Below are 18,277 nucleotides of genomic sequence, written 5' to 3' on the forward strand. Positions count from 1 at the left end.
CCCCGCTGGTGGGGGGGTGGCGCTTGCGGGTGGGGGGGGCGCCCCCCCCGGGGGGGGGGGGGCCCCCCCCCCCCCCCACCCCCTGGGGCGGCAACTGCCCCGGAGCGGACGCAGTTGCCGGGTGCGGCGAGGTCGGGGTCGTGCGGGTGACCAAGCCGGTCAGGCGCGCACGTAGACCGCGAGGTGTTCGCCGGTGAGGGTGGAGCGGGCGGCGACGAGGTCGGCCGGTGTGCCCTCGAAGACGATCCGGCCGCCGTCGTGACCCGCGCCGGGACCGAGGTCGATGATCCAGTCGGCGTGCGCCATGACCGCCTGGTGGTGCTCGACGACGATGACCGACTTGCCGGAGTCGACGAGCCGGTCGAGCAGGCCGAGCAACTGCTCGACATCGGCGAGGTGCAGGCCGGCGGTCGGCTCGTCGAGGACGTAGATACCGCCCTTCTCGGCCATGTGGGTGGCGAGCTTGAGCCGCTGCCGCTCGCCGCCGGACAGCGTGGTGAGCGGCTGGCCGAGGGTGAGGTAGCCGAGCCCGACGTCGGCGAGCCTGCCGAGGACGCGGTGCGCGGCAGGCGTGCGCGCCTCGCCGGTGCCGAAGAACTCCTCGGCCTCCGCCACCGACATGGCGAGGACCTCGCTGATGTCGCGGCCGCCGAGGTGGTAGTCCAGCACCGACGCCTCGAACCGCTTCCCCTCGCACTCCTCGCAGGTGGTGGCGACCCCGGCCATCATCGCCAGGTCGGTGTAGATGACGCCCGCGCCGTTGCAGGTGGGGCAGGCGCCCTCGGAGTTGGCGCTGAACAGCGCCGGTTTCACGCCGTTGGCCTTCGCGAAGGCCTTGCGGATCGGGTCGAGCAGTCCGGTGTACGTCGCCGGGTTGCTCCGCCGCGAGCCGCGGATCGCGCCCTGGTCGACCGACACCACACCTGCCCCGGCCGGTATCGACCCGTGCACGAGCGAGCTCTTGCCGGAGCCGGCGACGCCGGTGACGACGCACAGCACCCCGAGCGGGATGTCGACATCGACGCCCTGCAGGTTGTGCGTCGTCGCGCCGCGGACCGCCAGCGTGCCGGTGGGCTTGCGCACCGTCTCCTTGAGGGCGGCCCGGTCGTCGAAATGGCGGCCGGTGATCGTGCCGCCGGTCCGCAGCCCCTCGACGGTGCCCTCGAAGCAGACGGTGCCGCCCGCCGTACCGGCGCCCGGGCCGAGGTCGACGACATGGTCGGCGATCGCGATCATCTCCGGCTTGTGCTCCACGACGAGCACCGTGTTGCCCTTGTCCCGCAGCCGCAGCAGCAGGTCGTTCATCCGCTGGATGTCATGGGGGTGCAGGCCGGTGGTGGGCTCGTCGAAGACGTAGGTGACGTCGGTGAGCGAGGAGCCGAGGTGGCGGATCATCTTGGTGCGCTGTGCCTCGCCGCCCGACAGCGTGCCCGCCGGCCGGTCGAGGGAGAGGTAGCCGAGGCCGATCTCCACGAACGAGTCGAGGGTCCCGCCCAGCGCCGCCAGCAGCGGCGCCACCGACGGCTCGTCCAGGCCGCGTACCCATGCGGCCAGGTCGCTGATCTGCATCGCGCAGGCGTCGGCGATGCTGATCCCCTGGATCTTCGACGACCGGGCGCCTTCGTTGAGCCGGGTGCCGTCGCAGTCGGGGCAGGTGGTGAAGGTGACCGCCCGGTCCACGAACTCCCGGATGTGCGGCTGCATCCCCTCCCGGTCCTTGGCGAGCATCGACTTCTGAATCCGCGGAATGAGCCCTTCGTAGGTCATGTTGATGCCCGCGATCTTCATCCTGGTCGGCTCGCGGTGGAGGAAGTCGTGCAGTTCCTTCTTGGTGTACCTGCGGATCGGCTTGTCCGGGTCGAAGAAGCCCGACTCGACGTAGAGCCGGGAGTTCCAGCCGCCGCCCTTGTAGCCGGGGACGGTGATCGCGCCCTCGGCGAGCGACTTGGAGTCGTCGTAGAGCTGGGCGAGATCCAGATCGGTGACCGTGCCGCGGCCCTCGCAACGGGGGCACATGCCGCCGGTGATGCTGAAGCTGCGCCGTTCCTTCACGGTCTGGCCGGCCCGTTCCAGGGTGACCGCGCCCGCTCCGCTGATCGAGGCGACGTTGAAGGAGAACGCCTTGGGCGAGCCGAGGTGCGGCCTGCCGAGCCGGCTGAAGAGGATGCGCAGCATCGCGTTGGCGTCGGTGGCGGTGCCGACGGTGGAGCGGGGGTCGGCGCCCATGCGCTGCTGGTCGACGGTGATCACGGTGGTCAGCCCGTCGAGTACGTCGACCTCGGGCCGTGCCAGGGTCGGCATGAATCCCTGCACGAAGGCGCTGTAGGTCTCGTTGATCAGCCGCTGCGACTCGGCCGCGATGGTGTTGAACACCAGCGAGCTCTTGCCCGAGCCGGATACGCCGGTGAACACCGTCAGCCGCCGCTTGGGGAGCTCGACGCTGACGTCCTTGAGGTTGTTCTCGCGTGCGCCGTGCACCCGGATCAGATCGTGGCTGTCGGCAGCGTGCAGCTCAGGCGCCTGCGGGTCCGTCCTCGTGGCCGTGCTCATCGTGTCTCCCTCTGTTGGGTGGGGCCGCCTTCCCCGGGTGTGGCCGGTGCCCATCGGCGGCCGCGTGCCTGCGCGGGCGTCGGCCGAAGCCGGTATGCGCGACGAACCGGTCACCTCGCTCCGGCGGCAGCGGCAGCGTAACGGTCCGGGCCGCAGCCGGGCTCCCGCTCGCCCGCTGCGGCCCGGGAGCGGGGGCCGGAGCTCATCGGTCCTGAAGCAGCCCGAGGACGTTGCCGTCGGGGTCGGCGACGGTGGCCACCAGGCGGCCGCCGCCGACGTCGTGCGCGGGCTCCTTCACGGTGGCACCGGCAGCGGTCAGCTCGGCCAGCTTCGCCTCGATGTCCGGCACGTGCCAGTAGGCCACCGGCGAGGTCATGCCCTGCGGTCCACCGCCCGGCACCAGCCCGATGTGCTGGCCCGCGGCCTCGAAGCCGACGTAATAGGACTCGTCGGCCGTCGGCGGTACGCCGAGCAGGGCGGCGTACACCTCCTTGGCCTTCGCGAGGTCGGACACGGGATGCAGCACGGTCTTGATTCCCTGTGTGGCAGAGCCGGTCATGGTCACTCCTGAGGTCGTGGGTGTGGTCGGGAGATCGTGGATGTGGTCGGGTCCACGGCGGTCACGCTAGCCGCGGCCCGGGGACCCGCGCTTCTCGAATCCTGATCGGTTCCTGAGCGGTTCCTGACCGGTCCGGTCGTCCGCCGACGGAGTGGCCCGACACACTCTTGCAAGCGGGTTGCTTGCAATTGTTAGCGAGAGTGGGGCATGGTGGGGGCATGGCATCGCTCAACGTCGGCAATCTCGGTGAGTACCTGCGCGAGCAGCGGCGCAACGCGCAGCTGTCGCTGCGGCAGCTCGCCGATGCCGCCGGGGTGTCCAATCCGTACCTGAGTCAGATCGAGCGCGGGCTGCGCAAGCCGAGCGCGGAGGTGCTGCAGCAGGTCGCCAAGGCCCTGCGCATCTCCGCCGAGACGCTGTACGTCCGGGCCGGCATCCTCGATGCCGAGCGGGACCGGGACGAGATCGAGACGCGCGCCGTCATCCTCGCCGATCCCACGCTGAACGAGCGGCAGAAGCAGGTGCTGCTCCAGATCTACGAGTCCTTCCGCAAGGAGAACGGATTCGGGACGACCGGTACGGGCGGCCAGGCGGACGACGAGGTCCGCGAGCCGGACAGTGACACGGACAGCAACACGCCCGGCGACGCTGACGGCGCCGCGGAGCGGAGTGGCGGCGCGGACGCCCATGGCACCTCGCGCACTCCGCAGGGCGACAGCAGCGACACCAGCGACAGCCGTGACAGCCGTGACGACGGCAACAACGGCGACAACGGCGACAAAAACGACTCCGACGACAACAACGACGCCGACACCGGCGACGCCCGCGGCCACGGCACCCCCGGCGCCGACCGCGACACGGGCATACGCCCGGTCACCAAGGCGCACGGCGGCCGCAGTACCAAGCGCCGCACCCGCACGTCCGGCGGCAATGACGCCGATCCGCACAAGACCGCCGGCTGATCCCACGGCCCTGGACGGCCGGACAGCCGGCAGGCCGACCGCGGAACACAAAACCCTCAGCTGAAAGCGACCCGGGAGGACCATCACCATGGCCATCACCGACGACCTGCGCAAGACCCTCAGCGACCCGACGCCGCTCTACTTCGCCGCGGGCACCGCGGACCTGGCCCTGCAGCAGGCCAAGAAGGTGCCCGCCCTGGTGGAGCAGCTGCGCGCCGAGGCCCCGGCCCGTATCGACGCGGTGCGCAACACCGACCCGAAGGCGGTCCAGGAGCGGGCCGCCGCCCGCGCCAAGGAAGCAGGCGCCCGCGTCAGGGAGACGCAGGAGACGCTCCAGACCAAGGTCGGCGAGTTCCTGAACTCCCTGGACTCCGACCTGAAGAAGCTCAGCAGCAACCTCGACTCGGACCTGAAGAAGCTCGGTGAGAGCGCCCAGGACCTCGCCCTGCGCGGTGTCGGCGTCGCCGCCGAGTACGCCGTGAAGGCCCGCGAGACCTACGAGAAGGTCGCCGAGCACGGTGAGCAGGCCGTGCGCACCTGGCGCGGCCAGGCCGCCGAGGGCATCGAGGACATCGCCGAAGAGGTCGAGGAGCTCGCCGTCGCCGTCGAGCCCAAGGCCGAGCCGGTCCAGGTCACCGAGGACACCCGGCTCGCCGGGCCCGGTGCCGAGTCCGCCGCGGAGAAGCGGACGGCCCCGGCCAAGAAGGCCCCGGCGAAGAAGGTCACGGCCAAGAAGACCACCCCGCCCGCCAGGTAAGGGGCGGTACGGCCGCGGGCCGGGCACCCTTGGGGTGCCCGGCCCGTTCTACGGGTACGGTGGCCGCGTAGGTATCGGGAGAGATCGGGCGGTGGGCGGCATGCTGATGTTGGGCTTCGCGGGATTCCTGGGGCTCTTGAAGATCCTTCTCATGGCCCTGGCCGCCTTCGGGTTGCTCGACGCGGCCTTCCGACGCGAGGACGCGTTCCGCGCGGCCGACAAGCAGAACAAGGTGTTCTGGCTGATCATCCTCGGACTGGCGCTCGTGGTGAGCGCGCTGTTCTCGATCCTGTCGTTCCTGCCGATCATCGGCGTGATCGCGAGCATCGTCTACATCGTGGACGTGCGGCCCGCGCTCAAGCAGGTCTCCGGCGGCAGCGGCTGGGGCCGCCGCCGCGGCAGCAGCAGCGACGGCCCGTACGGCCCCTACAACGGCGGCCGGTGAACCACCGACGGTGCGTGTGACTCCGTCGGTGGGGCAGAGGACACCGCCGACGCCGCGATGTCACCCCGCCCGCGGTGCATGCGAGGCCGCGGATGCGGCGATGGCACCGCGCATATGGCGGATGCGGGGCCGTTGACGGCGTATGTGAAGTCGGCCGCGGTGTATGCGAGGCCGCGGATGCGGGGATGGCACCGCGCCCATGGTGGATGCGAGGCCGCGGATGCGGCGATGTCACCGCGCCCATGGTGGATGCGGGCTGCTGACGGCGTATGTGAAGTCGGCCGCGGTGGATGCGAGGCCGCGGATGCGGGGATGGCACCCGGCCTACGGTGTATGCGAGGCCGCGGATGCGGCGATGGCACCGCGCCCACGGTGGATGCGGGGCCGCCGACGGCGTATGTGAAGCCGGCCGCGGTGCATGTGAGGCCGTCGGCGTGGCGATGTCACCCCGCCTACGGTGCGTGGGACGGCCGCGGATGCGGCGATTCCGCCCGCGGTGCATGCGAGGCCGCCGACGCGGCGATGTCACCCCCCCCGCGGTGCATGGAGGCCGCCGATGCGGCGATGTCACCCCCCCGCGGTGCATGGAGGCCGCCGATGCGGCGATGTCACCCCGCCCGCGGTGTATGCGAGGCCGCGGATGCCGCGATGGCACCCCGTCCTCGGTGGGTGGGGGCGCCGCCGACGGCGTGTGGGAAGCCGCCTAAGGCTCCCGGTCCAGCAGGACTACTGCCACGTCGTCCGTGAGTTCGCCGCCGTTGAGTTCGCGGACCTCGTTCACCGCGGCCCGCAGCAGGTTCTCGCCGCGCAGGCCCTGGGCCAGTTGGCGGCGGACCATCTCCACCATGCCGTCCTGGCCGAGGCGTTCCCCGCCCACCCCGATCCGGCCCTCGATCAGACCGTCGGTGTAGAGCATCAGGCTCCACTCGGCACCCAGCTCCACCTGCATCCGGGGCCAGCGGGCACCGGGCAGCAGACCGAGGGCGGGCCCGTTGTTGTCGTAGGGCAGCAGCCGGGCGGTCCGGCCGGGACGGGCGAGCAGCGGCGACGGATGCCCGGCCAGGCACAGGCCGGCGTGGCGTCCGTCGGGCGCGATGTCCACCGTGCACAGCGTCGCGAAGATCTCGTCGTCGGCGCGCTCGTGCTCCAGCACCTGCTGCATGGTGTTCAGCAGCTCGTCGCCGCACAGCCCCGCCAGCGTCAGTGACCGCCAGGCGATGCGCAGCTCCACGCCGAGCGCCGCCTCGTCGGGCCCGTGACCGCAGACGTCGCCGATCATGGCGTGCACGGTGCCGTCGGGCGTGCGGACGGCGTCGTAGAAGTCGCCGCCGAGCAGCGCGCGCGAGCGGCCGGGGCGGTAGCGCGCGGCGAAGCGCAGCGAGGACCCGTCCAGGAGCGGGGTCGGCAGCAGACCGCGCTCCAGACGGCGGTTCTCCTGGGCGCGCAGCCGGCCCTCGGCGAGCCTGCGCTCGGCCGTGTCGGAGCGTTTGCGCTCCACGGCGTAGCGGATCGCGCGGCTCAGCAGCCTGCCGTCCAGCTCGTCGCGGAACAGGTAGTCCTGTGCGCCCACGCGCACCGCCTGCGCGCCGCGATCGGCGTCGCCGGAGGCGGTGAGCGCCAGGACGGCGTGCCGGGGCGCGAGCTCCAGTACGTGCTTGAGCACGGCGAGCTCGTCGTCACCCGCGCCCGACCGGCCGGGGGCCGACAGCGCGAGGTCCAGCAGGATGCAGTGGACGTCGTCGGTGAGCAGCCGCTCGGCCTCGGTCAGGTTGCGGGCCGTGCGGATTCGGATCGGCTTTCCGGCCGGGTCGAGGAGCTCGGGCACGATCGGCGAGCCGCCGGGGTCGTCCTCGATCAGCAGCAGCGTGAGGTTGGTGCTCTGGGTCTGGGTGATGTTGCGGCCGTCCTTGTCGACCGTGGCTTCCTTCGGCGGGACGTGCTCCGCGGAGGGGTCTCCGCCCTGGGACACGGTCTGCGCCTGGCCGCTCTCCGCGGCCGGGATCGCTCTCTGCCGCGGTACGTGCAGGGGCATTGTCCTGGGTTCCTTCCCTCCCCCCGAGGGCATGGTGGGTACGAGGGACCTCGCCCCACCGACCGGGACCATAGCGGTAGTCGGCATCGCAACGGAATGGTGTGACACAGGTCGCCCGGTCTTCGGCCACTGTCATATGCCGCTTTTCCTGGCGGAGTTGGACAGGACGGTCCCGCGGCCGGGATGACGTAGGTCACGCCCCGGGGTGGTTTTAGGGCGATTTGGGGTGCGGCAGGTCACGTGGCCCAGGTCACCGGGGCTCTTCAGTCCGCGTCGGGCCGTACCACGCCCAGGATGGGCATCGAGCCCGCTCCCGCGATCGTCACCGTACGCCCCGGTCGCGGGGCGTGCACGATCGCGCCGTCGCCGACGTACATCGCGACATGGCTGGCGTCGTCGAAGTAGATGATCAGGTCGCCCGGGCGCATGTCCTTGATGTCGACGTGCCTGAGCTGCTTCCACTGCTCCTGCGAGGTGCGCGGGATGGGCCGGCCGGCCGCCGCCCAGGCCTGGGAGGTCAGTCCGGAGCAGTCGTACGTCTTCGGGCCCTCGGCGCCCCATTCGTACGGCTTTCCGAGCTGGGCCGTGGCGTAGGCCACCGCCTTCCTGCCCGTCTCGGACGCCTTGCCGTTGATTTCCTTCAGGACGCCCGTGTCGAGCCAGGCCGTCTGTGCCTTCAGAGCGGCTTCCTGCTCCAATTGGGCCAGGCGCTGCTGCTGTTGCTGCTGCAGCTGGGACTGGAGCTTCTCGGCCGCCGCGATCCGCTGCTGGATCTTCTTCTTCGCCTCGGCCTTGGCCTTGCGGTTGGCCTCCAGCTCCTGCCAGCGGTCGGCGGCGTCCTCGGCGTACTGCTTCAAGTCCTGCTGGGTGCGGGCCGTTTCCTGGATCAGGCCCTTGGTCGCCCGCTCGCCCTCCAGCACCCGCCCCGCCCCGTCGAAGAACTGCTGCGGGTCGTTGCTCAGCATCAGCTGCGCCCCGGGCGGCAGTCCGCCGGTGCGGTACTGCTCGCGGGCCGCGGCGCCCGCCCGGTCCTTCAACTCGTCCAGTTTCTGCTGGCCCTTGACGATCTTCCGGGCCAGGTCGACGATCTCGGCGGACTGCTTCTTCGACTTCTCCTCGGCGGCGTTGTAGGCGTCCGTGGCGACGGCCGCCTCGTGGTAGAGCTTGTCCAGCTTGGCGCGGACGGCCTCCAGGTCCTTGTCCGGCGCGGGTGCCGCGGCGGGGGAGTCGCCCGGGGAGCTTTCCGGGGAAACGGACGGTGAGCCGGAAGGGGTCGGTGCGGGTCGCGCGTTGGCGAACGCCGTGCCCGGTGCTCCCAGCACAGTGACCGCGCAGACCACGGCCACGGACGCCGCGAGCACTCCGCTCCTGCCCCGCCCCATACTTCAGCCCCCAACCTGATTAACCGTCAGTAACCTACGGACGCCTGGGGGATCGTGCCACGCCTTGGCGCAAAACGACAGGGTCACGCGCGGCGGCTCGCGGACTGGACCCGGCCGGACGACAGTTCCCCTCCCCCTTCCGGGTCCGATCAAGACGATCTCCCCGCATGTGTGACGAACGGCTCACGGAGATCGTTCCCCGCAGGTGGGAAGGGGTGCGGTGGTCAGTTGCCCGGGGCCAACGCCTGCCAGGACACCGTGACTTCACCCTGGCGCCACCGCACGGGCCCGTCCGTCACGGGCCAGTCGGCCGCGAGGTCGCGCACCGCCCGGATCCAGCGCTGGCGGGCTCCGTAGGAGGCGTAGGGCGCCGCGGCCGCCCAGGCGCGGTCGAAGTCCCGCAGGAAGGCATGCACGGCCTCGCCGGGAACATTGCGGTGGATGAGCGCCTTGGGGAGGCGCTCGGCGAGGTCGGAGGGGCGCTCCAGGGAGCCGAGGCGGGTGGCGAAGGTGACCGTGCGCGGGCCTTCCGGGCCGAGCGCCACCCAGACGTGCCGCCGGCCGATCTCGTCGCAGGTGCCCTCGACGAGCAGGCCCCCGCGCGAGTGCCCGTCCGCCGGGGCGAGTCGCGCGCACAGCCGCTTCCAGGCGGCGGCGACCTCGCCCTCGTCGTACTGCCGCAGCACGTTCGCCGCGCGGATGAGGTGCGGCCGCCGGGAGACGGGGATCTCGAAGCCGCCGTGCCGGAAGGCGAGTCCCTCCCGCTCGTACGGCCGCGCGGCCATGACCCGGGCCGGCTCGATCTCCACGCCGACCACGCGCGCGCGTGGCGCAACGGTGCGCAGCCTGTGCAGCAGTTCGACGGCGGTCCAGGGGGCGGCGCCGTAGCCGAGGTCGACGGCCACCGGATCCGCGGCCCGGCGCAGCTCGGCGCCGTGCGTGGCCGCGATCCAGCGGTCCATGCGGCGGAGCCGGTTCGGGTTGGTCGTCCCGCGCGTCACCGTGCCCACGATCGGGGTCCCCCCGCTCGAGCGAAGCCGAGAGTGGGGGAGGGTCGCTGCGCGGGATGTCATGGATACGAGGGTATGCGGGCACCCGGGGGGCGATGTGCACCATGCGCTCGGGCCGGTGTGCGATGTGCGCCACGCACCCTGGTCGAACGGTTGAGCGAGAACCGGTAATGATTGGGCAAAGAGCGCGGCGGCGGAAATGGAGCCGCCCCGTCGGGCGTTGCCCCCTGAGGGGCGCAACGCGCCCTCGCCCGGCACGCCCGCAGCAAGGAGGAACGCCACGTGAGCCAGTACGTCAGCAGGCTCGGGCGTCGCTCTCCGGCGGCCTCCTCGCGACTCAGGCTGCACCGCCGGCCGCGCCGCGTCGCCATGCTCTCCGTGCACACCTCACCGCTCCACCAGCCCGGCACGGGTGACGCCGGCGGCATGAACGTCTACATCGTCGAGCTCGCGCAGCGCCTGGCCGCCCAGGGCGTCGAGGTCGAGATCTTCACCCGGGCCACCGCCGGCGGCCTCGCGCCGTCCGTCGAGCTGGCTCCGGGCGTCCTCGTCCGGCACGTCGACGCGGGCCCGTACGAGGGCCTGGCCAAGGAGGACCTCCCGGCCCAGCTGTGCGCCTTCACGCACGGTGTGATGCAGGCCTGGGCCGGTCACCGCCCGGGTCACTACGACCTGGTGCACTCGCACTACTGGCTCTCCGGCCACGTCGGCTGGCTCGCCGCCCAGCGCTGGGGCGTTCCCCTGGTGCACGCCATGCACACCATGGCCAAGGTCAAGAACGCCAACCTGGCCGACGGCGACACTCCCGAGCCCGCCGCCCGCGTCATCGGCGAGACCCAGATCGTGGCCGCGGCGGACCGGCTGATCGCCAACACCGCCGAGGAGGCCGACGAGCTCGTACGCCACTACTCCGCCGACCCGGCCAAGGTCGCCGTCGTGCACCCGGGCGTGAACCTCACCCGCTTCCGTCCCGGCGACGGCCGTGCCGCCGCCCGTGCCCGCCTCGGCCTGCCGCAGGACGCCCTGGTCCCGCTCTTCGCCGGCCGCATCCAGCCGCTGAAAGCCCCCGACGTGCTGCTGAGGGCCGTCGGGGTGCTGCTCGACCGGCGGCCCGAGCTGCGCTCGCGGATCGTCGTCCCGATAGTCGGCGGCCCCAGCGGCAGCGGCCTCGCCAGGCCCGAGGGGCTGCAGAAGCTGGCGGCCCGGCTCGGCATCGCCGACGTCGTGCGGTTCCGGCCGCCGGTCGGCCAGGACCAGCTGGCCGACTGGTTCCGGGCCGCCTCCGTGCTGGTCATGCCCTCCTACAGCGAGTCCTTCGGCCTGGTCGCGATAGAGGCGCAGGCGGCCGGCACGCCGGTGCTCGCGGCCGCGGTGGGCGGACTGCCGGTGGCCGTGCGGGACGCGGAGACCGGATTCCTGGTCCAGGGCCACGACCCGGCCGGCTACGCGCGCGTGCTGGCCCGCTTCGCCGACGACCCCGGGCTGCCGGACCGGATGGGCGCGGCCGCCGCCCGGCACGCCGAATCCTTCGGCTGGGACGCGTCCGCCGCCGCCACCGCCGACGTGTACACGGCCGCGATGCAGGCCCACCGGCGTCGCGTACGCTCCCACCATGGGTGAGGCAGAGCAGCGGCGTGCGACACAGGTCATCGAGGGTGTCCTGAAGGACGCCGAACTGGAGTGGGAGAGCCCCGAGCCCGGCACCTACGTCGTCAAGCTCCCCGGTACCCGCAAGCTGTCGACCACCCTGTCGATGATCGTCGGCCGCCACTCGCTCTCCCTGAACGCCTTCGTGATCCGCCACCCCGACGAGAACGAGGCCGGCGTGCACCGCTGGCTGCTGGAGCGCAACCTCAGGCTGTACGGCGTGAGTTACGCCGTCGACCAGCTCGGCGACGTGTACGTCACCGGCCGGCTGCCCCTGGCCGCCGTGACCGCCGAGGAGGTGGACCGGCTGCTCGGCCAGGTCCTGGAGGCCGCCGACGGCAGCTTCAACACCCTGCTGGAGCTGGGATTCGCCTCGGCGATCCGCAGGGAGTACGACTGGCGGGTGTCCCGCGGCGAGTCGACGCGGAACCTGCAGGCGTTCACACACCTGACCCAGCGTCCGACCGATTGACCCGGAAGCCAAGTCTTACCGGTTCCCGTGTGACCCCTTCCCGGACCAAGGGCTCCGTGGCATGCTCACCGCCAGGCGCGGACCTGAACGTCGTTCATATCCATGACAAGCCACCGCTGGTGGCGGCAGGGAGGGGCGGTCGGACATGGGCAACACGCACACGGGCGGCACGGGCATCAGCAGAAGACTCCTGCTCGGCAGCGCCACAGCCGTGGCGGCCGGCGCGGCGACCGGCGGCACGGCGACGGCCGCCACCCGGGTCGGTAGCGCGTCCAACCGCCCGGCGGCCGCCACGGTCCACCCCTCCGCCGGGCAAGTCCCGTCCATTTGGCGGGAATTCACCCGTACCCCCTTCACCCACCCGCAGATCCCGTACGTCGGCCGGGCCGGACACGGCGGCGGGTCGGTGCTCCTGCCCCGCCACCCCGTCGTGGCCGACGTGACCCGCTTCGGCGCCGTGGCGGACGGCACCACCGACTGCGCCCCCGCGATCAACCGTGCCCTCGCCGCCGCCGGCCGGGCCGGCGGTGGCACGGTGCTCGTCCCGCCCGGCACCTTCCGTATCGACGGCCTGATCCGCATCGGGCACTCGGGCGTCGTCCTGCGGGGCGCCGGCAGCGGCCGTACGACGCTGTACGCGACGAAGAACCTCACCGAACTGATCGGCGTGTACGGCTCCCGCTACGGCGGCGACAAGTCCTCCTGGTCCTGGGCCGGAGGCCTCATCTGGCTGGCCCCTCAAGCCCGTTGGGACTCGCTGGTCGCCGCGGTCAAGGCCGGGGCCTGGCCCTTCGAGGGCTGGACGGGCAACAGACGCGACGAGTGGACGACGCTCACGACGGTCGAACCGGCGCAGCAGGGCTCGTGGACGATCGAGGTCGCGGACCCCGCCGGCCTCGAACCCGGCCGGCTGGTCCTGCTCCGCCTCGCCGACGACGCCGGCCACACGCTCCTCGAGCACATGGCGGGCGGCGGCCCGGGCCCCCGGGCGTACTACTGGGACGACAAGACCAAGCTGACGTCGTACGTCCCCTACGAGTGGCCGGTCCGCGTCGCACACGTCCGCGGCCGCAGGGTCACCCTGGAGCGTCCGCTCCCGCTCGACGTCCGGCCCGAGTGGGACCCCCGGCTGACCACCCACGTCGAGGAGCTGACCGGCTCGGGTGTGGAGGGGCTGACCCTGGAGGTGATGGACACCCCGCAGTCCCCGCACCTGCTGGACAAGGGCTACAACGGCGTGGTCCTGCAGTGCGCCTACGACTGCTGGGTGGACGACGTGACGGTGCGCAATGTCGACAACGGCTTCGGCCTGGTCGCGGCCTCCTCCTGCACCCTGCGCCGTACGCGCGTGGCGGGCCGGGGCTCCCACCACCCGTACTTCTGCCGCGAGGGTTCGCACGACAACCTCGTCGAGGACTTCACGATCGAGCAGCGCACGGTTCCCGCCCCGCCGAACACCCAGCTGCACGGCATCAACGTCGAGGGACTGTCCTCCCACAACGTGTGGTCCCGCGGCGAGATGCGGATGGGCACCTTCGACAGCCACCGCGGCCTGCCCTTCGCCAACGTCCGCACCGACATCACGGTGAACAACAACGGCCGCCACGGCGGCGACCTCAGCGCGGGCCCCCTCTTCGGCGCCCGCTTCACCCACTGGAACATCCGCGTCACCAACGGCCGCGCGGGCCTGGTGAAGATCGACGGCCTGGCACCGTACTCCGCGACGGTGGGCGTCGGCCAGGTCACGGAGTTCGACCAGATCGACGTCCCCGACTTCACCGGCGACCTGCACGGGCGCCTGGAGCTGTACGGCACGACGGACGCCGTGCGCCCGCGCAATCTCCACGAGGCCCAGCGGGAGCTGCTCCGGCAGCCGGGTCAGCCCGCGCGGTAGCGCCCCGGCGTCACTCCCACCAGCTTCCTGAAGTGCCGGGTGAGATGGGCCTGGTCGTAGAAGCCGGTCGCGGTGGCCACCTCGGCCGGCATCCGGCCCGCCAGCAGCAGACGGCGGGCGCGGTCGACGCGGCGGGACATCAGGTACTGGTGGGGCGCGATGCCGTACGCACCGCTGAACGCCCGTACCAGGTGGGCCGGGTGGGCGTGCACCAGACGTGCGGCCTCCTCCAGCGTGACGCCCTGGAGCAGCCGCTCGTCCAGGAGTTCGCGCAGTTGGCGGGCGACCGCCGGATCGGCGCGCCCGGCCCCGGTGGCGAGCCGCGGCCGCAGATGGGCGCGGAGCCGGTCGCCGATGAGCGTCAGCCGGCTCTCGGCCTCCAGCTCGTCACCGGCGTGGGCCAGCGCCGTGTGCAACTGCCCGACGCGCCACCGCAGCACGGGGTCGCGCAGGTCGGGCCCGTCCACGGCCGGTCCGATCAGGTCCTCGCCGAGGCGGCTGGCGTCCAGATAGAGGACGCGCTTGCGGAAGCCGTGCGGGGTGGCGGCGGAGCCGTTGTGCGGGACGTGCGGCGGCAGCAGGGACACCGTGTCGTGCGGGGTGCCGTGCTCGTGCCGCTCCAGGTCGTACCGTACGGCCCCGTCGTCGACGATGAGCAGCGTCCACGCCTCGTGCACGTGCATCGGATAGGCGTACTCGGTGAAGTGCGCGTGGAAGACCTCCACGACCCCCGGGATGCGGGGGCGCCAGGCGGTGACCTCACGTTGCGCGGCCATGCAAAAAACGTACAAGACGGTACCGTGCGGCGGTCGGCAGTCTCGGGATATGAGCACCGAGACCCGTTCCGAGGCCCCTGTCCGTTTCGACACCAAGATCGCCGTCCTGCTGCGCGCCGACCTGGAGCCCTGGCAGCGCCTGAACGCCACCGCCTTCCTGGTCAGCGGCCTCGGTACGACGCTCCCCGAGGTGATCGGGGAGGCGTACGAGGACGCCGACGCGGTGCCGTACCTGCCGATGTTCCGCCAGCCGGTGCTGGTCTTCGAGGGCACGAAGGAGGTCCTGACGGCTGCGCACGGCCGGACGCTGTCCCGTGCCCTGCCCCGCGCCGTCTTCACGTCCGACCTGTTCACCACGGGCCACGACGACGCCAACCGCGCCGCGGTGCGCGCCGTACCGACCGCTGAGCTGGACCTGGTGGGGCTGGCCGTGTACGGACCGCGGAACGCGGTGGACAAGGTACTGAAGGGGGCGCGCATGCACCCCTGACGCCGGCCCGACCCCGGGCCCGGGGTCAGGCCGGGCTGACCTGCGGTCCGGGGTCAGGCCGGGCTGACCTCCGGTTCGGCGGTCGCCGGTGCCTCGGGCCGGGCCGTCTGCTGCGTCGGCAGCCGCCGCATCAGGACGGCGTACCCGATGCCCGCCGCCGTGCCGACGGCCGCGCACAGCCCCCACAGCCAGCCCGCGCCGAAGTGGTCGATGACGGCGCCGGACATCAGCGGGGCCACCAGGGCGGCGACGGACCAGGACAGGGTGTACATGCCCTGGTAGCGCCCGCGCCCCTGCACCGGGGACAGCTGGACGACGAGCCCCGTCTGGGTCGGCGCGTTGACCATCTCGCCGAGGGTCCAGACGCACACCGCGAGGGCGAAGGTGCCGACCGACCCGGCGAAGGCGGTGAGTCCGAAGCCGTATCCGGTGAGGAGGGACGAGACGATCAGCAGCCGCCGGGGGTCCCGGTGCTCGATGAAGCGGGTGAGCGGGATCTGCAGCACGACGATCAGGACGCCGTTGACGGCGATCGCCATGCCGTAGTCGGCGGGCGTGAACCCGGCCCTGCCCATGGCCACCGGCAGACCGACCGACCCCTGCTGGAAGACCAGGGCGACCAGGAAGGACAGGCCGACCACGGCCATGAAGCGCCGGTCGCGGAGTACGGTGCCGAGCCCGACGGCCTCCTCCCGGCTCTCCTTCCCGCCCACGGACGGCCCCGGGCGGGACTCGGGCAGCTTCAGGAAGACCACGATCGCGCAGACCATGGTCATCCCCGCCTCGATGAGAAAGCCGGCCCGGTAGCTGAACTCGGCGATGAAGCCCGCGACCGTGGAGGAGACCGCGAACCCCAGGTTGATCGCCCAGTAGTTGAGGGAGAAGGCGCGGACCCGGTCCTCCGGCCGGACGATGTCGGCCATCATCGCCTGCACGGCGGGCCGGGAGGCGTTACTGGCCATGCCGACCAGGAAGGCCACGGCGGCGATGGCGACGGGGTCGTGCACGAAGCCGAGCGCCGCGACGAAGACCGCGTTGGACGACTGGGCCACGAGCAGGGTCGGCCGCCGCCCGAGCCGGTCGGCCATCACGCCCGCCCCGAGGGAGGAGACCACACCGCCGAGCCCGTACAGGGAGGCGACCAGACCGGCGTACGAGGCGGAGTAGCCGCGGTCCAGGGTCAGGTACAGGGCCATGAACGTGGCGACGAAGGCACCGAGCCGGTTCACGAGGGTGCTGGTCCACAGCCACCAGAACTCGCGGGGAAGCCCGGAGACGGTCTCCCGGGCGGCACGTCTGAGACTGGCGACGGACATGGAAGGGCCCCCCGGGGTGGACGCGATGTAAGCGGCTCAAGTGGTGATCACAACTTACGAGTAGAAGGTCGCGGCGGGCCACTCAATTAACAGATGCCGTCAACTGTCCGCCTGCCGGGCGGCCACGCCGGGGCAGGAATGCGTGGATTACGCTCTGAGGCATGGCCGACGCACCGTACAAGCTGATCCTCCTCCGCCACGGCGAGAGCGAGTGGAACGCGAAGAACCTGTTCACCGGCTGGGTGGACGTCAACCTCAACGAGAAGGGCGAGAAGGAGGCGGTCCGCGGCGGTGAGCTGCTGAAGGACGCCGGCCTGCTGCCCGACGTGGTCCACACCTCCGTACAGAAGCGCGCCATCCGCACCGCGCAGCTCGCCCTGGAGGCAGCCGACCGCCACTGGATCCCGGTCCACCGCTCCTGGCGGCTGAACGAGCGCCACTACGGCGCGCTGCAGGGCAAGGACAAGGCTCAGACCCTGGAGGAATTCGGCGAGGAGCAGTTCATGCTCTGGCGCCGCTCCTACGACGTCCCGCCGCCCCCGCTCGACGACGACTCGGAGTTCTCGCAGGCGCACGACCCGCGCTACGCGATCCTCCCGCCGGAGCTGCGCCCGAGGACGGAGTGCCTGAAGGACGTCGTCTTCCGCATGCTGCCGTACTGGTTCGACGACATCGTCCCGGACCTGGCCGTGGGCCGCACGGTCCTGATCGCGGCCCACGGCAACAGCCTCCGCGCCCTGGTCAAGCACCTCGACCAGATCTCGGACGCCGACATCGCCGGCCTGAACATCCCCACCGGCATCCCCCTGTACTACGAACTCGACGCCGACTTCACCCCGGTCACCCCCGGCGGCAAGTACCTCGACCCCGAGGCGGCCGCGGCGGCCATCGAGGCGGTCAAGAACCAGGGCAAGAAGAAGTAGGTTGTGTGATCATGCCCCTGACCTGCGTTTACGGCGCGGGTCGGGGGCATTTTTACGGCCCGGGCCCACTGCGGGCCCTCAGTCCCCCGAGCCTCGCGGCCGGAGCGCCAGCCCGAGAGCGTTCCGGGCGCGGTCCCGGCTGCTCGGCATGAGGTGCGCGTACACCTTCAGCGTCAGGCCTGGACCGGAGTGCCCGAGGTACTCGCTGACGGCCTTGATGCTCTCCCCGGCGTCCAGGAGAACGGACGCGTAGAAGTGCCGCAGGGCGTGCATGCCGTGTTCGCGGGCAGCGGCGTGCTCGCGGCTCTTGGCCTTCGGAATGACACCTACCTTCGCAAGAGCGGGCTTCCAGTGGTCCTCGTTCAGCGACGTACGCCAGACGTGCCCGCCGTTGGGCCCACTGAAGATCAGGCGTTTGGTCACGGGCTGGCCGTTCGCCCGCATCCACGGCAACGTGACCTCGACCGGCGGGAAGCGCTTGATGTGCTTCTTCAGCGCCTCCGCCACGGGATCGGGCAGAGGCACGTCACGGAGCTTGCCGCCCTTCGGCGGTGCGAACACGGCCTTGCTCAGGCTCAGCTTGAGTTGCTGCACCACGTGCAGCGTGTTGGTGTCGAAGTCCAGCTCATCGACGCACAGGCCGAGGATCTCGCCCTGTCGCAGGCCGCAGCCGGCGCCCATGTCGACTAGCCGAGCACATTCGCGAGTTCGTGACACAACTCGAAGCGTCCGGCATGTCCGGCGCGTAAACCGTCTACCAGTGGCGCAGGAAGCGCACCGGTCCTCCCGGCTTCCGCATCGGTCGGGGAGACCGCTGCGGAGGGTGGCGCGGGTTCCCCGACCCGCGGGAGGTGTGCTGGAGGCGCACCCAGCTCACAGGGATGGAGGGGCGCCGTTTCCACCCGCGGGCCCGTACTGGCGCGCGCGGGGACCTCCCATCCCGTCCACCGTCGACCCAGGCAGAGCGGAGCAGACGCGGCCCATGGCGTCCAGGAAGCTCCTATAGATCGTCAAGCAGTCTGTAGGAGTTCTGCCTGTGAGGTGTTCGTACTGGTCAGGTGC

General features: G+C 71.6%; 14 protein-coding genes and 2 pseudogenes. 8 read left to right on the forward strand and 8 right to left on the reverse strand.

Annotation, left to right across the window (positions count from 1 at the left end):
• Positions 1 to 159: 159 nt before the first annotated feature.
• Both AB0A61_RS39985 and AB0A61_RS39990 read right to left on the reverse strand, forming a co-directional pair.
• Positions 160 to 2,550: an excinuclease ABC subunit UvrA gene (locus AB0A61_RS39985; RefSeq protein WP_361304251.1), complete on the reverse strand. Its 2,391-nt coding sequence runs from the start codon at positions 2,548 to 2,550 to the stop codon at positions 160 to 162.
• A 202-nt stretch (positions 2,551 to 2,752) separates the two neighbouring features.
• Positions 2,753 to 3,109, reverse strand: coding sequence for a VOC family protein (locus AB0A61_RS39990; RefSeq protein WP_361304253.1), 357 nt, complete (start codon positions 3,107 to 3,109; stop codon positions 2,753 to 2,755).
• A 218-nt stretch (positions 3,110 to 3,327) separates the two neighbouring features.
• Here AB0A61_RS39990 and AB0A61_RS39995 point away from each other — a divergent pair.
• The 3 genes and pseudogenes from AB0A61_RS39995 to AB0A61_RS40005 all read left to right on the forward strand — a co-directional run.
• Positions 3,328 to 3,678 (forward strand): annotated as a pseudogene (locus tag AB0A61_RS39995) (helix-turn-helix transcriptional regulator); the annotation flags it as partial.
• Between the two features lie 481 nt (positions 3,679 to 4,159).
• Positions 4,160 to 4,828, forward strand: a complete 669-nt coding sequence (locus AB0A61_RS40000; protein ID WP_361304256.1) for a hypothetical protein — start codon at positions 4,160 to 4,162, stop codon at positions 4,826 to 4,828.
• 100 nt (positions 4,829 to 4,928) lie between these two features.
• Positions 4,929 to 5,273: a DUF2516 family protein gene (locus tag AB0A61_RS40005; RefSeq protein WP_361304289.1), complete on the forward strand. Its 345-nt coding sequence runs from the start codon at positions 4,929 to 4,931 to the stop codon at positions 5,271 to 5,273.
• A gap of 703 nt (positions 5,274 to 5,976) precedes the next feature.
• On the opposite strand, the gene AB0A61_RS40010 is transcribed toward AB0A61_RS40005, so the two are convergent.
• From AB0A61_RS40010 to AB0A61_RS40020, 3 genes are all read right to left on the reverse strand, one after another.
• Positions 5,977 to 7,305: a fused response regulator/phosphatase gene (locus tag AB0A61_RS40010; protein WP_361304259.1), complete on the reverse strand. Its 1,329-nt coding sequence runs from the start codon at positions 7,303 to 7,305 to the stop codon at positions 5,977 to 5,979.
• A 263-nt stretch (positions 7,306 to 7,568) separates the two neighbouring features.
• Positions 7,569 to 8,687, reverse strand: coding sequence for a C40 family peptidase (locus AB0A61_RS40015; protein ID WP_361304262.1), 1,119 nt, complete (start codon positions 8,685 to 8,687; stop codon positions 7,569 to 7,571).
• Between the two features lie 224 nt (positions 8,688 to 8,911).
• Positions 8,912 to 9,697 carry a class I SAM-dependent methyltransferase gene (locus AB0A61_RS40020; RefSeq protein WP_361304265.1) on the reverse strand — a complete coding sequence of 262 codons (786 nt, stop codon included), beginning with the start codon at positions 9,695 to 9,697 and terminating at the stop codon, positions 8,912 to 8,914.
• A gap of 282 nt (positions 9,698 to 9,979) precedes the next feature.
• On the opposite strand from AB0A61_RS40020, the gene mshA reads away from it, so the two are divergent.
• From mshA to AB0A61_RS40035, 3 genes are all read left to right on the forward strand, one after another.
• Entirely contained in the window at positions 9,980 to 11,317 is a 1,338-nt protein-coding gene (gene mshA / locus AB0A61_RS40025) for a D-inositol-3-phosphate glycosyltransferase (RefSeq protein ID WP_361304268.1), read from the forward strand.
• The gene (locus AB0A61_RS40030; protein ID WP_361304271.1) at positions 11,310 to 11,816 is read left to right on the forward strand and encodes a YbjN domain-containing protein; all 507 of its coding nucleotides are present in this window, start codon (positions 11,310 to 11,312) and stop codon (positions 11,814 to 11,816) included. Before mshA ends, AB0A61_RS40030 begins: the two co-directional genes overlap by 8 nt.
• A 145-nt stretch (positions 11,817 to 11,961) precedes the next feature.
• A complete protein-coding gene (locus AB0A61_RS40035; protein WP_361304274.1) occupies positions 11,962 to 13,710 on the forward strand; it encodes a glycosyl hydrolase family 28-related protein in 1,749 nt (582 codons plus the stop codon).
• Here AB0A61_RS40035 and AB0A61_RS40040 read toward each other — a convergent pair.
• Positions 13,695 to 14,486 carry an AraC family transcriptional regulator gene (locus AB0A61_RS40040; RefSeq protein WP_361304277.1) on the reverse strand — a complete coding sequence of 264 codons (792 nt, stop codon included), beginning with the start codon at positions 14,484 to 14,486 and terminating at the stop codon, positions 13,695 to 13,697. The genes AB0A61_RS40035 and AB0A61_RS40040 overlap by 16 nt on opposite strands.
• A 49-nt stretch (positions 14,487 to 14,535) precedes the next feature.
• On the opposite strand from AB0A61_RS40040, the gene AB0A61_RS40045 reads away from it, so the two are divergent.
• Positions 14,536 to 14,976, forward strand: coding sequence for a DUF2000 domain-containing protein (locus AB0A61_RS40045; protein ID WP_361304280.1), 441 nt, complete (start codon positions 14,536 to 14,538; stop codon positions 14,974 to 14,976).
• Positions 14,977 to 15,029: 53 nt separating this feature from the next.
• Here AB0A61_RS40045 and AB0A61_RS40050 read toward each other — a convergent pair whose 3' ends face one another.
• Positions 15,030 to 16,292 (reverse strand): MFS transporter, encoded by a 1,263-nt coding sequence (locus AB0A61_RS40050; protein WP_361304283.1) that lies wholly within the window; start codon positions 16,290 to 16,292, stop codon positions 15,030 to 15,032.
• 161 nt (positions 16,293 to 16,453) lie between these two features.
• Here AB0A61_RS40050 and AB0A61_RS40055 point away from each other — a divergent pair, with 161 nt between their 5' ends.
• A complete protein-coding gene (locus AB0A61_RS40055) occupies positions 16,454 to 17,215 on the forward strand; it encodes a phosphoglyceromutase (protein ID WP_361304286.1) in 762 nt (253 codons plus the stop codon).
• Between the two features lie 78 nt (positions 17,216 to 17,293).
• On the opposite strand, the pseudogene AB0A61_RS40060 reads toward AB0A61_RS40055, so the two are convergent.
• A pseudogene (locus AB0A61_RS40060) lies at positions 17,294 to 17,905 on the reverse strand (site-specific integrase); the annotation flags it as partial.
• Between the last annotated feature and the right edge of the window lie 372 nt (positions 17,906 to 18,277).

The sequence above is a fragment of the Streptomyces sp. NPDC046197 genome, assembly GCF_040646295.1.
Classification (GTDB): domain Bacteria; phylum Actinomycetota; class Actinomycetes; order Streptomycetales; family Streptomycetaceae; genus Streptomyces.